Source organism: Myxococcus llanfairpwllgwyngyllgogerychwyrndrobwllllantysiliogogogochensis (assembly GCF_006636215.1).
In the GTDB taxonomy this organism is placed as follows: Bacteria; Myxococcota; Myxococcia; order Myxococcales; family Myxococcaceae; genus Myxococcus; species Myxococcus llanfairpwllgwyngyllgogerychwyrndrobwllllantysiliogogogochensis.
Genome location: NZ_VIFM01000009.1, coordinates 49813 through 62986, shown reverse-complemented (window position 1 = coordinate 62986; position 13174 = coordinate 49813). Strand labels below are relative to the sequence as shown.

Below are 13174 nucleotides of genomic sequence, written 5' to 3'. Positions count from 1 at the left end.
GGCAGGCTGTTCCTAGAACACCGCCCCGGTCAAGCACCGGGGTGGGAAGTCGCGCCCCCCACCCCGGTCACCTCGCGCTCAGCGCGGGTAGAACGTCTTGCCTGCCTTCACCATCTCCACCAGGAGCGGCGCGGGCGTGAAGCGCTCACCGAGCTTGTCCTGGTAGTGCTCCAGCTTCCGCAGCAACTCCGCGGGCCCCATGCTGTCGGCGAAGTGGAACGGGCCCCCGAGGAACGGCGGGAAGCCCAGGCCGAAGATGGCGCCCACGTCGCCGTCGCGCGCGCTGCGGAGGATTCCCTCGCCCAGGCAGCGGATGGCCTCGTTCACCATCTGGAACACCAGTCGCTCCGCCATCTCCGAGGCATCGAACGACTTGCGCTCCTTGCCATGCGGTAGGAGCGCGTAGACGGTGGGGTCCACCTCCTTCTTCTTGCCGTTCTCGTAGAGGTAGAAGCCCTTCTGGCTCTTGCGGCCCAGCCGGCCATCGGCCACCACGCCATCCAGCGACTTCGGCGCCGACATGCGCTTGCCGAAGGCCGCCTCCATGATGGGCCCCACCTTGTGGGCCACGTCGATGCCCACCTCGTCCAACAGCGTCATCGGCCCCACCGGGAAGCCGAACTCCACCAGCGCCTTGTCCAGCGCGGCGATGTCCGCGCCCTCGGCCAGCAGGTGCGCGGCCTCGTTCATGTACGGCGCGAGGATGCGCGAGGTGTAGAAGCCCGGCCCGTCGTTCACGACGATGACCGTCTTGCCCTGCTTGCGCCCCACCTCCACGCAGGTGGCCGTCACCCAGTCCGCGGTGCCCGCGTGGGTGATGATCTCCAGCAGCGGCATCTTGTTGACCGGGCTGAAGTAATGCATGCCGATGACCTGCGCGGGCCGCTGGCTGCCCTTGGCCAGCTCGGTAATCGGGATGCTGGAGGTGTTGGACGCGAAGATGGCGTCGGGGCCGGTGACGGCCTCCACCTCCGCGAGCATGCGGTGCTTGAGCTTCAGGTCCTCGAACACCGCCTCGATGACCAGGTCCGCCGCCTTGAAGCCGCTGTAGTCGGTGCCGGCCGTAATCCGCGCCTGCTTCGCCGCAGCCTCGCGCCAGGTGAGCGAGCGCCGCTTCACCCGCTCGTCCAGGATGCCCTGCACCTGCTTCATCGCGCGGCTGGCCCCCGCGTCGTCCTTGTCCTTCACCCGCACCTGCGCGCCCTGGAGCACACCGGCCACGTAGGCGATGCCTCCACCCATCAGCCCGCCGCCCAGCACCGCGACCTTCTTCACCTCGCGCGGCTTCACGCTGGCGTCCGCCGTGCCGTTCTCCTTCTTCAGCGCCGTGGTCGCGAAGAAGACCTCCACCAGTCGCTTCGACACGTCCGACATCACCAGTTCGCCGAACGCCTTCGCCTCCGCCTCCAGGCCCGCCTTGCGCCCGGACTCCAGGCCCACGCGAATGACTTGCAACGCCTTCTCCGGCGCCGGGTACTTGCCGCGCGTCTTCTTCCTCAGCTGCTTGCGCGCCTGGTCGAAGAGGACCTTGCGGCCCAGCGGGTTGTCCTCCAGGGCGACCTCCGCCCACAGCTCCTTGTTCGCAAGTCCCTGGAAGAAGCCCGCGACGCCCTTCTTCTGCCCCACCGCCTTGAAGCCCTGGCCGTGCGCGCGCTCGGGCGTAAGCGTGCCCGCGGCCAGCTCCCGGGCGCGCTGGAGCGCGATGGCGCGGAGGATGGGCGTGGGCACCACCTCGTCGACGATGCCCAGCTTCTTCGCCTTGGACGGCTTGACGCTCTTCCCGGTGAGGATGAGGTCCAGCGCCGCCTGCACACCGATGAGCGCGGGCAGCCGCTGCGTACCGCCGGCACCCGGAATCAAGCCGAGCTGCACCTCCGGCAGGCCGAGCGTCGTCCTGGGGCTGTCCGTGGCGATGCGGTAGTGGCACGCCAGCGCCCACTCCAGGCCTCCGCCCAGACACGCGCCGTGGATGGCCGCGACAACGGGCTTGGGGAACGCCTCCAGCCGGTCGAAGCCCACCTGCCCCTGCTGGCTCATGGCGGTGGCGTCCTCCGCCGTCTTGAGCGTCTGCAGGTAGTCGATCTTCGCCCCGGCGACGAAGTTGTCCTTCTTGCCGGAGATGAAGACCACCGCCTTCACCTGGGCCTCGCGCTCCACCTCCTCCAGCAGGAGCGTGAAGGCCGCGCCCACCTCGGGGGACAGCGTGTTGACGGCCGAGTCCGGCAAATCGAACGAGACGACGGCGACGCCGTCCTCCACGGTGAGGGAGAAGCCCTGCTTCGCCTCCAGCTCTTCAATCTTGATGGCCATCACGCACGCTCCAGGACCACCACGGCGCCCAGGCCGCCGGCGGCGCAGACGGTGCACATCACCGTGTTCTTGTTCCGACGCTTCAGCTCGTTGAGGGCCTGCGTGACGATGCGCGCCCCCGTGGCCCCGAAGGGATGGCCAATGGCGATGGAGCCGCCCGTGACGTTGAGCCGCTCGCGGTCAATCTCCCCCACCGGCTCGCTCCAGCCCGCCTTCTTCGCGAACGCCTTGGACGCGAGCGCCTGGAGGTTGCTGCCCACCTGCGCGGCGAAGGCCTCGTGCATCTCCACCAGGTCGATGTCCGAAAGCTTCATGCCCGCGCGCTTGAGCGCCGTGGGCACCGCGTACACCGGCCCCTGCAACAGCTGGTCTCCCGGGTCCGTGGCCGCGTACGCGTGCGAGCGCAGGTAGCCCAGCGGCTCGTACCCCAACGCCCTCGCCCGCTCCTCGCTCATCAACAGCAGCGCGGCGGCGCCATCCGTGAGCGGCGACGCGTTGCCCGCGGTGACGGTGCCATACTTGCGGTCGAACACCGGCTTGAGCTTGCCCAGTGCCTCCAGCGTGGAGTCCTCGCGGATGATGTTGTCGCGAGTCACCGTCTGCTCGTACTGGGGCGGCACCGAGACGTGCATCACCTCGTTGTCGAAGCGCCCGTCCTTCCAGGCCGCCGCCGCGTTGCGGTGCGACGCCCATGCAATCCGGTCCTGCTCGTCGCGGGAGATGCCGTTCTCCTTGGCCATCTTCTCCGCGCTCTCGCCCATGGACAGGCCCGTGGAGTACTCGGCGATGGCGGGCGGCACCGGCACCAGATCTGTCGCCTTGAGCTTCTGGAAGGGCCTGAGCTTCTCTGGCAGCGAGCGCCCCTTGGAGGCCGCCGCCAGCGCATGCGCCAGGGGCCGGCTGGTGAACACGGGCGCGTCCGACATCGCCTCGGTGCCGCCGGCGATGGCCACGTCCACCTCGCCCACCGCAATCGAGTTGGCCGCCGTCGTCATCGCCTGGATGGACGTCGCGCAGGCCTTCGTCACCGTCGCCGCTTCAATCTTCATCGGCAGGCCCGCGGCGATGACGACTTCGCGGGCGATGGACGGCGCGGTCAGCGACGGAATCACCGTGCCGAACACCAGCTGGTCGATGACGTTCGGGTCCAGGTCCGAGCGCTGCACCAGCTCCTGGACCACCATGCGGCCCAGGTCCAACGCGGTGAGCCCGGCGAAGACAGTGCCCGCCTTGACGAATGGGGTCCGCAGGCCGCGGACGATGGCCACCCTGCGGTGACCGTTACGCTTCTCGCTTGCCATGTGTGCCTCACCCTCCTGCGACGACGAGTGAGGCCCATCTAACGGGCGGTGATGCGCCGCGTCAACCCGCGATTGACTCAAGAGTCAATCCGCGAGCACTTGTCGCGAGGCGCGTCCGGCCCTCCATAGAGCGAGGGGGCGAAGGACCCATGACGGGCACCTCCACCCCCTCGTCCGACTACTCACGGGGCCGGGCCCCGTTCACCTACTTCTTCGCGTTGGTGCCCGCGCCGGTGTCCGACTGCGGACCCACGGTGATGTCGAAGCGCACGCCACCCGCCTCTTCGACCTTGTCCGGCTTCTCCTCGCTGGCCGAGTGCTGGACCAGGTCCACCGCGAACTTGCCCTGGTCCGCATCAGTCACCTGCGCGACGAAGCGCACGCCGACATGGTGAGCGCCGTTCGGGTCCAGAATCAGGCCCTCCAGCCGCGCGCCGTTCGGGTTGACGATGCGCACCTGGCGCTCGCCCACCACCTCGAAGCCCGTGCCCTGGTGCTGCCAGCGCGCCCACAGCTCCTCGGGCAGGGTCAGGAAGAGCTGGCCGCGATCCAGGAAGGACGGGCCGCCGGTGCGGTCCGGAATGCGAACCTCCAGGGCCGCCGTGCCGTGGGCGTCACGCAGCAGGTTGCGCAGACGGAAGTCGTACTCGCTCGCGGGCGCGAACGGCGTCAGGTTCACCACGTTGATGTTCTTCCACGCCAGGTTGTTGTTCCAACGCGTGTTGTTGAGCGTGTTGGAGCCCGCAACCTCCACCAGCGTCATCGGGTCCTGCGTCGACACCCACCGCGACAGCAGGCAGTAGTGGCCCGGCGCCGGCACGCCCGTCCAGGGCACCATGAACTCCTGCGTGGCGCCCGCGGGGATGCTGACGGCGATGGTGCCAATGGGCGCCCAGTCCGTGGGCCACACGGCCGCGCCACCGGAGCCGGTGTAATAGACGAGCAGCGTGCCACTCGCCGGGTTGCCCGGGGGTACGAGCGGACCGTTGTTGCGCAGCGTCACGTAGACGAAGTTCGTCTGGCCGAACTCCGGGTTCTGGTGGCCCACGCAGCCGGCCGTCTGGCAGACGCGGATGTCGGGGCTGATCCAGATGGGGTCCACCGTCGGCGTGAGGCCGAAGTCGCTGCCGTTGTCCTTGGAGTACACGTCCACGCGGCACTGGGTGATGGTGAGCGAGACGAAGTCCACCGCGGAGTCGTCCTGGACGATGACATCCACGAAACCCTGCGCGTTGAGGGTGGGGATGAGGTTGACCGCGCCGGGGAGCGCCGCCAGGTTGAGGTTGATGGTGCCCGTGGCGCCAAAGGCGATGCCCAGGTTCGTCAGGGAGTCGCCAAAGCCGGTGGCGACCTGCGTGCCCGCGGGGCCCATGAACAGCAGACCCATGGAGTCATTGCTGCCCAGGTTGCGCACCGACATGCGCAGGGTGGCGCCACAGATGGGGCCATTGCGACGCAGGTTGGTGAAGGTGGTGGCGAACCACCGGTCGATGCTCGTGTCGTCGAAGGCACGCGAGCCGGGGAAGGTGTAGTTCGCCGCGATGTAGTTGAGCATGCCCGTGCTGGGCGACACCGGCTCGGTGGGCAGCACGAAGCCGTCCGCGACGCCGTGGGTGAAGGTCTGCGCCTGGGCGGTGCCGCTCCAGGTGAAGGCCATCAGGGCCAACAAGGTGATGGCTGAGCCAAGGGTGGTTCGGGGGTGTGAGTGACGATGTTGCATACGCTCCTCGTGGTGCCGCGGGTTCAGCCGCACCGGTCCGGGTCGAAGAGGTCAGAATCGAGATGAGTGAATGAATGGCGGGCTGCGGCCGGCGAGGGAGCAATGCTCGTGCCCAAAACCAAACAAAGACATTGCGGGGATGACGCACCGCTCAATGCCTCGCGCAGAGACCTTTCACGCCACAAGAGTCGAACTCCGTGTGGCGTGAAAGGTTACGTCGGGCCGCGCGCATTCCCAGACGGCGCGCAGCGGCCCTGAAGCTTTACGGCGTCAGCGTTCCCTGACGAAGCGCGAAGCCGTGGCGGTGCACGGCCTCCACGGCGAACTTCGCGGCCTCGGGGTCCGTGGGCGGGAGGATGCCGTGGCCCAGGTTGAAGATGTGCCCCACGGGGCCCGCGCGCAGGAGGATGTCTTTGACGCGCCCATCCAATTCCTCACGCGGAAGGAACAGGTGCAGCGGGTCCAGATTGCCCTGGACGGCGATGTCCGGCCCCAGCACGCGCCGGCCTTCGTCCATGGGCAGCGTCCAGTCCAGGCCCACCACGTCCGCGCCCGTGCGCTGGAGCAGCGGCAGGTGCGTGGACATGCCCACGCCGAAGACGATGACGGGCACGCCGGTGGCCTTCAGCTCGGACACCATGCGCGTCAGGTAGGGCAGACAGAAGCGCTCGTAGTCCCACGGCGACAGCTCACCGCCCCACGAGTCGAAAATCTGGACGATGCTCGCGCCCGCCTCCACCTGCATCTTGAGGTAGGGGATGAGCGTGTCGGTGAGCTTGCCGAACAGGCGGTGCGCGAGCGCGGGCTGCTCGAACATCAGCCGCTTGATAAGGATGTAGCTCTTGGAGCCGCCGCCCTCCACCATGTACGCGGCCAGCGTGAAGGGCGCGCCCGCGAAGCCGATGACGGGCACGGAGTCGTTGAGCGCCTTGCGCGTGCGGCGGATGGCCTCCGCCACGAAGCCCGTGCCCTCCACCGGGTCCGGCACGCCCAGCTTGTCGATGTCCGCCGCGGTGCGCACGGGCTCCGGGAAGTGCGGGCCCTTGTCCCCCAGCTCCAGCGTGATTCCCATCGCCTCCACGGGAATCAGGATGTCGGAGAAGATGATGGCCGCGTCCACGCCCAGCCGTGTCACCGGCTGCACCGTCACTTCGGCGGCCAGGTCCGGGTGCTTGCACAGGTCCAGGAAGGCGATGTTGCCGCGGATGGCCCGGTACTCGGGCAGGTAGCGGCCCGCCTGACGCATGAGCCACACGGGCGTGGTGTCGGTGGGCTGGCGGCGTGCGGCGCGGAGGAGTCGGTCGTTCACTTCAGGCTCTGGGTCAAAGCTCCGGTCGGGAGCGGAGAAGGATGGGACGGATGAGGGACCACGGTGCCGCGGCAGCGGGGCGCTGCTCCCAGGCCACTTCCACGCGAAGGGGCTCCTGGCTCGCGACGTCGGACTCATCCGACTGGGGAACGTAGAGCAGACGGTTGGGTCCCGCTTCCCAGGAGAACTTCCCCGGGCCGTCGTCGCGGACGAGCTTGTACTCGAAGACGCCCCCCACGGGCAGCGACAGTGTCACCGCGCCGGCCTCGGGGCGCAGCGAGCGCTCGGCCTTCCACCCGCCCAGCTCCGGCCCGCCGCCCACCACTCGCACGGACGCATCGCCCGTCGCGAGCACCACGGTGCGCCGCTCGCCTTCGCCGCGCGACCACGCCCGCGCCTTCTGGGCGAGCGCCGCGAAACCACCCGGAGTGCGCGGCGTCAGCCGACGCAGCGTCACCTGACCGGGCGGATTCGTGACGTGGAAATACGCGGACTCGGCGAGCCGCCCCAGCATGCCCAGCGAGCCCGTCAGCGGGTCCACGCCCTGGCCGGCCTCGCCCAGCGCCTCCGGCAGGAACACATCCCGGGGCTTCGTCCCGGAGTTGATGCCGATGAACACGGCTTCGTCGGGAGTCACACGGGCGTAGGCGAAGAGGTCCTCCCGGGCGGCGAGCACCAAGCTCTCGCCACGCTGGAGGGCCTCACTGCCCCGCCGCGCTTCCAACAGCCGACCAATCCACGCACGCAGCGGGTGGTCCGGCGTGAAGCGCATGTCGCCCCGATTCTCCGGCTCCTTCGCGCCGGTGAGCCCCTCCTCGATGCCGTACGTCAGCGCCGGCACCCCCCGCGCGGTGAGCTGCACCGCCAGCGCCCGCTTCACCTTCTCCACGTCGCCGCCGCACTCGCTCATGACGCGGGGCAAATCGTGGTTGTCCAGCAGCGTCACCAGGGAGCCGGGCGCCGGGTTCAGCCGGTCGTTGAAGAGGACCGCGCCCAGGTGCGCCGGCGAGCGGCCCCGACAGAAGACATCCACCAGCGCGAAGGCCAGCGGGAAGTCGAACATCGTCCCGAAGCGGCCCTCCTTCATCACCCGCGCGAGCAGCACCGGGTCGCCGTCCAGCAGCTCGCCCAGGAGGAGGAAGTCGTTGCCCGCGTGCGCGCGCAGGTCGTCGTTGTAGCGGGCCCAGAAGTCCATCGGCAGGTGCTTGACGGCGTCCAGGCGGAAGCCCGCGGGCTTCACCGCGTCCACCCACTTCAGCGACTTCGACAGCAGGTGCGCGTAGACCGCCTCCTGCTCCACCGCCAGGTCCGGCAGCCCGTGCACGTCGCGCATCACCAGCTCGCGCGAGTCATTCCAGTTGTCGATGGGCCCCAGGCCGTGGAACCACTCGGGCTTCTCGCGCGTGAGCCGCGTCTCCGGGCCCACGTGGTTGAGCACCACGTCCAGCACCAGCCGCATATCCCGGCGGCGCAGCTCGTCCGACAGCCGCGTCAGCAGGGCCTCGTCACCGAAGCGCGGCTCCACCCGCCCGAAGTCCTCCACCCAGTAGCCGTGGAAGGCGCCGTAGCCGTAGAACTTCTCCGTCCGCATCTGGAAGACGGGTGAAAGCCACACCGTGCGGACACCGAGCGACTTCAGCCCGTCCAGTCGGTCGATGACACCCCGCAGGTCTCCGCCGTGAAAGGCCTGCGCGTCCTTCGCATCCACCGTCCCGTCATTGCCCGCGTCCCCGTTGGAGAAGCGGTCCACCATCACGAAGTAGATGGCGTCTCCGGCTGGCGGCGTCCACAGGCCCCTGTACGGCGCGGGAGAGGGAGGCGGCACGGGAGGAGCCTCGGGCCCGGGAGGCGGCAGCTCCGTCGGCGTGCTCTTGCCCGGCTCGATTCCCTCGCCGGCTGGCGCGTCCAGGCCGGGCACCACGCCAGGGCCCCCTTCCGTGTTCGGCACGAGCATGGGAGAGGCGAGGAACGAGTCGAACAGCGCGGCTGCCTGTCCCGAAATCTGCCGGGACACCTCGTTCTGCGCGTCGTCCTCGCGCTGCTGGTCGAACTGGAGCGCGGCGCCGTAGTCCTGCAAATCACTGGTCGGCTCCAGCGTGGACGTGGCGCGGTTCGCCGTCGTCTTCACATACACGTCCCAGGAGAAGCGCCCACCCACCTGGCCGAAGAACGACACCCGCGTCTCCACCAGCAGCAGCAGCGGAGCCTCCGGGGCCTGCGCCTTGAGCATCGCGAAGCGGCGCTGCGAATCCGTCACCTTCGCGAAGTCGGTGGCGTACCGCTCGTAGGGCACCTCCTGCACCTGGAGGTTGCGTTTGGCCAGCGCCTCCAGAACGCGCTGACGGACGCCTTCGGGGACCTGCGCCACGGTGCCGCGTCGCTGCGCGTCGTCCCGGATATAGGCCACCGCCACCACGGTGCCCTCGGGCGCCAGCACCGGCGGCCCCTGCCGCTTCAGGCAGCCCGACGCCATGAGCGCCAGGAAGAGGACGACCACCCACCGCTGTCTCAGAACCATCCTTCGGCCTCGATGGCGACCACCGAGTGCCAGTGGCGCTCGGGGCCGATGTACGTGTTGTACTGGTCCAGGCTATCCACGAAGGAGTTGCCGAACGCCGCGTGCTGCGAGGAGTGCTGCAAGCCATACAGCAGCCGCAAGCTGGGGCGCGCGTAGATGCCTCGTCCCGTTGGATTGAGGACGACACCCACCTTGCCCTGCCACGTGTTGCGCGTGTCGCTGTCGCCGTACTCCAGGCCGCGCGAGTCCGGCACGCCCCCGGAGTTGGTGAACACCGAGTCCACGTGGTTGCGATACAGGTTGCCGTTCTTGCTGCGCTCCGTGGCGATGCTCGTCTCCACGAGGAGATGGACGCGCTCGGTGAGGAAGTACTGGAGCCGCAGCACCGTGGACGCGATGAGGCGGTCGTCGTCGCCGGGCTTGATGGCGTTGTCCTCGTTGAACGCGTACCCCACCCAGACGCCCCACAGGGCCTCCAGCTTGTCGGGGATGAGCTTGATGTAGGCCTCGTTGCCCAGCGCCGCCTCGTAGCGCTCGTCGGTCTGGTCCGCGATGAAGACCGAGAACTCCCTGTCGCGAACGCGCTCCGTGTAGGCCTGGTCCGGGTGCTTGCGCTCGAAGGTGAGGTACAGGTTGTCCCAGATGAGCGGCCCCACGTTGCCGAAGCCCACGTAGCCCATGGCCCGGTAAGACAGCGCGCTGCGCGGAGTCAGGTTGCCCACCGCGTAGTCCGCCTGACCCGGGTTCTGCTCGAAGTAGCGCTGCACCACCTCGCGCCGCACATAGTCTTCGTAGTTGGTGTTGGGCGACGCGTAGAGCGCGTTGCGGTTGCCCCGCACCTTCGGCTCGTAGCCGAGCTGTCCGCGCACCCCCAGCTCCAGATGCCCCGGAATCAGGCGGTAGCGGAAGGACGCGGCGCCGGTGAGCACCGTATTGTACTTCTGGGGACGCAGCGTGTAGCCGCTGTCACCCACCGCCAGCAGCACGTCGTAGCGGTCTCCCTGGTACGTGCCGGACAGGCCCACGGTGTCCCAGAGCAGCGTCGCCGGCCGCTGGTCGTAGATGTGCAAGTCATTCCAGCGGTCCTCGAGCGTGCCGAGCTGCCACGTCACCCTGTCGAGCAGGATGTTGCCGGCGCGCACGAACAGGTAGTCCGCGCGGAAGTTGACGAAGGAGCCGTTGCCCGGGTCCGCCGAGCGGAACGAGGTGCCGGAGAAGCGCGTGTGCACCTCCGCCCAGGCCTCGTCGGTTCCCGGCGCGGACTGGAGCACGTCCAGCCTCAGGTTCAGCTCGCCGTAGGGGCTCTCGTTGAGGAGCCGGCCGTACAGCCAGTAGTACCCGAGCTGGCCGGAGCCGCCCGAGAAATCCGGGCGGGTCATGATGCGGAAGTAACCCGCGGCGCCGAAGCGATCTCTCGACGCGTCGGCCAGGGTGACGAGCGGGATGAAGAGCAGCAGGAGGGCGCCGAGGCGCGCTGGCAGGACTCGCATGGACGGGCCCCGCTTATAGCGCACCTCGCCTGCCTGCCCCTACTCCGCGCGCAGGACGACGATGGTGCGCTCGGGCACCCCGTAGGTCACCCCCGTCACGGGGGACGGCGCGTCCAGCCAGGAGTTGCCCGTGACTCGGGACTCCAGGCCCGTGGCGGACAGGTACTCGGGACTGTCGAAGTACGCCTGGGTGTCGATGAGCCGCTTCCACTGGCGCCCCGGAGGCAGGGTGAACTCCACCGCGCGCGGCTCCATGTTGATGAGCACCACCAGCTCCGGGCCGAACGACGTATCGGGGTAGTGCATCATCAACTGCTTGGTGTCCCAGCCCACCTCCTCGGTGTTCTGGGCGCTCTTCCACACCAGGGGCGAGCCCTTCTCGTAGTCGGGCGGCGCGAAGGCGTAGGCGTGCTCCTTGCGCAGGCGGATGGCGGCCTTGACGAACTCGTACATCCGGTGCCGCTCGTCGCGCGCCAGGTAGGCGCCCCACTGGTACCAGTTGAAGGAGTTGTCCGCGCGCGTGGAGTAGGCGTTGTTGTTGCCCAGCTGCGTGCGCATCCACTCGTCGCCGCCCAGAATCATGGGCGTGCCGTGGCTGATCATCATCGCCATGAAGGCGTTGCGCATCATCTGCCGGCGCATGCTCTCCCCGCGCGGGTCACCCACCGGGCCCCAGTTGCGCGAGCGGTTGTGGTCCTCGCCGCTCACCTTGTCGCAGAAGGGGCTGTTGGGCGTGTCGCAGCACACCGGGTTGAGGGGGCCGCACTTGTTCTGCTTCACCTCGTACGTGAACAAGTCATACATCGTGAAGCCGTCGTGCACGGTGATGAAGTTCATGGAGTGATACGGGCGCCGGCCGTTGCGCGAGTACCACTCCTTGCTGCCGTACATCAGGAAGGCGCCGTCCGCGGAGCCCGGCCTGCCGCACAGCGAGCCCTCGTTGGAGTTGAGCTTCCAGTCGTCGCGGTTGATGAACGCGCGCCACCAGTCGCGGAAGCGGCCATTCCACTCGTACCAGCCGTTGCCGGGCTGGGTGAGCGAGTTGGGGAACTCGCCCATGGGCATGCAGTACCAGCCACCCGCGCTCCAGGGCTCCGCGATGATGCGCGTGTTGTAGCGCTGGAGCACCGGGTCATCGACGATCTCCTGAAGCACCGTGTTCTTCGGGTCGTCCCAGCGGTTGTAGTCCTGATCCCTCTCGCCCAGGATCGGCGCCAGGTCGAAGCGGAAGCCATCCACGTGCAGCTCTTCGACGTAGAAGCGCAGGCTGTCGATGATGAGCTTGCGCATGGGGCGGTGGTTGGGCCGCGTCTGGTTGCCCACGCCCGTGTTGTTCCAGTACGTGCGCCGGTCCCCGTTGAGCCCGTAGTACGCCTGATTGTCGATGCCGCGGAACGAGTACACGCCGGCGACCTCCGCCGGGTCCAACGAGTCCAGCGGCTCACCGGGCAGCACGTCGTCCGACTCCAGCTTCTCGCGCCAGAGGCCGCCCTCGCCGGTGTGGTTGTAGACGACGTCGACGATGACCTCGATGTCGCGCTTGTGCAGCTCCTCCACCATCCACTTGAACTCGTCGACGACCTCGTTCGGCCGCTTGAAGGCGGCGTAGGACAGCTCGGGCGCGAAGAAGTTGATCGTCTGGTAGCCCCAGTAGCCGCCGTCCAGCGGCTTCTCGTGGATGGGGAGCAGCTCCACGGCGGTGATGCCCAGGTCCTTGAAGTAGTCGGCCTTCTCGCCCAGGCCCCGGTAGGTGCCGGGGAAGCGCACGCCGCTGGCGGGGTCCGCGGTGAAGCCCTTGGCGTGGACCTCGTAGACGATGAGGTCCTGCCACTTGTGGCCCGCCCACTGCTCGTTCTGGCGGTTGTCCCGCCACTGCCGCTCCCCGTCGCCCCACTGGTAGTCGCTCTGGACGAGGACGCTCTTGGCGGAGGCCGCGTACGTCACCTCCGTGCGCGCCGGCCCGCTGGCGGTGCTGCCCTTGCTCCAGTCGTGGTCCCGGTGCAGCGCCTTCGAGTACGGGTCCGTCAGCAGCTTGTTCGGGTTGAAGCGGTTGCCGTCCACGTCCGCGTCCGCGCGGAAGCCGTGGATGGAGCCGGGGAACCAGCGTTGATCGAACTCCCAGTTGGGGCCCCAGGCCCGGAAGCCGTAGTGCTGCCCCAGGCCCACGCCCTCCACGTAGACGTTCCACACGTCCCCGTAGCGCGTCAGCTCGTAGGTGCGCGAGGGCCGGTTGCTCTCCGGATCATCGAACAGGAGCAGCTCCAGCCGCGTCGCGTTCTCCGAGTAGAGGGCGAAGTTGACCCCCTGGTCGGTGAACGTCGCGCCCATGTGCTTCATCGACTCGACGTCCTCGACGGTGTAGCTCGGGGCGCGGGCCTCGCTGTGGTAGAGCCGGACGTAGTCGCTCTCGCTGCAACCGACGGCGAACAGAAAAGCGACCAGGGTCGCGCCCCTCGAGAGGGACCAACGGGGAGTGCTCATACGGTGGGGTAGACCTCGACGGACCGGATGTCAGCTTCCATAACA

7 protein-coding genes are annotated in these 13174 nt (G+C 68.4%); all 7 read right to left on the bottom strand.

Annotation, left to right across the window (positions count from 1 at the left end; genetic code table 11):
* Positions 1 to 78: 78 nt before the first annotated feature.
* The 7 genes from fadJ to FJV41_RS03910 all read right to left on the bottom strand — a co-directional run bounded on the left by fadJ (position 79) and on the right by FJV41_RS03910 (position 13129).
* Entirely contained in the window at positions 79 to 2310 is a 2232-nt protein-coding gene (gene fadJ, locus FJV41_RS03940) for a fatty acid oxidation complex subunit alpha FadJ (RefSeq protein WP_141641047.1), read from the bottom strand.
* On the bottom strand, positions 2310 to 3611 hold the full coding sequence (fadI, locus tag FJV41_RS03935) for an acetyl-CoA C-acyltransferase FadI (protein ID WP_141641046.1): 1302 nt from the start codon (positions 3609 to 3611) through the stop codon (positions 2310 to 2312). Before fadI ends, fadJ begins: the two co-directional genes overlap by 1 nt.
* 205 nt (positions 3612 to 3816) lie before the next feature.
* Positions 3817 to 5268: a hypothetical protein gene (locus tag FJV41_RS03930; protein ID WP_246136976.1), complete on the bottom strand. Its 1452-nt coding sequence runs from the start codon at positions 5266 to 5268 to the stop codon at positions 3817 to 3819.
* A gap of 325 nt (positions 5269 to 5593) precedes the next feature.
* Complete coding sequence (gene hemE / locus FJV41_RS03925) at positions 5594 to 6640, bottom strand: uroporphyrinogen decarboxylase (protein WP_141641044.1); 1047 nt, start codon at positions 6638 to 6640, stop codon at positions 5594 to 5596.
* A gap of 13 nt (positions 6641 to 6653) precedes the next feature.
* The gene (locus FJV41_RS03920; RefSeq protein WP_141641043.1) at positions 6654 to 9158 is read right to left on the bottom strand and encodes an alpha-amylase family glycosyl hydrolase; all 2505 of its coding nucleotides are present in this window, start codon (positions 9156 to 9158) and stop codon (positions 6654 to 6656) included.
* On the bottom strand, positions 9149 to 10648 hold the full coding sequence (locus FJV41_RS03915; RefSeq protein ID WP_141641042.1) for a hypothetical protein: 1500 nt from the start codon (positions 10646 to 10648) through the stop codon (positions 9149 to 9151). The genes FJV41_RS03920 and FJV41_RS03915 overlap by 10 nt, the downstream gene beginning before the upstream one ends.
* A gap of 39 nt (positions 10649 to 10687) precedes the next feature.
* Complete coding sequence (locus FJV41_RS03910; RefSeq protein ID WP_141641041.1) at positions 10688 to 13129, bottom strand: glycogen debranching protein; 2442 nt, start codon at positions 13127 to 13129, stop codon at positions 10688 to 10690.
* Between the last annotated feature and the right edge of the window lie 45 nt (positions 13130 to 13174).

Coding starts and splice junctions, on each gene's coding strand:
- fadJ (WP_141641047.1), bottom strand. CDS start 2,310: ATGGCCATCAAGATTGAAGAGCTGGAGGCGAAGCAGGGCTTCTCCCTC.
- fadI (WP_141641046.1), bottom strand. CDS start 3,611: ATGGCAAGCGAGAAGCGTAACGGTCACCGCAGGGTGGCCATCGTCCGC.
- FJV41_RS03930 (WP_246136976.1), bottom strand. CDS start 5,268: ATGGCCTTCACCTGGAGCGGCACCGCCCAGGCGCAGACCTTCACCCAC.
- FJV41_RS03920 (WP_141641043.1), bottom strand. CDS start 9,158: ATGGTTCTGAGACAGCGGTGGGTGGTCGTCCTCTTCCTGGCGCTCATG.
- FJV41_RS03915 (WP_141641042.1), bottom strand. CDS start 10,648: ATGCGAGTCCTGCCAGCGCGCCTCGGCGCCCTCCTGCTGCTCTTCATC.
- FJV41_RS03910 (WP_141641041.1), bottom strand. CDS start 13,129: ATGAGCACTCCCCGTTGGTCCCTCTCGAGGGGCGCGACCCTGGTCGCT.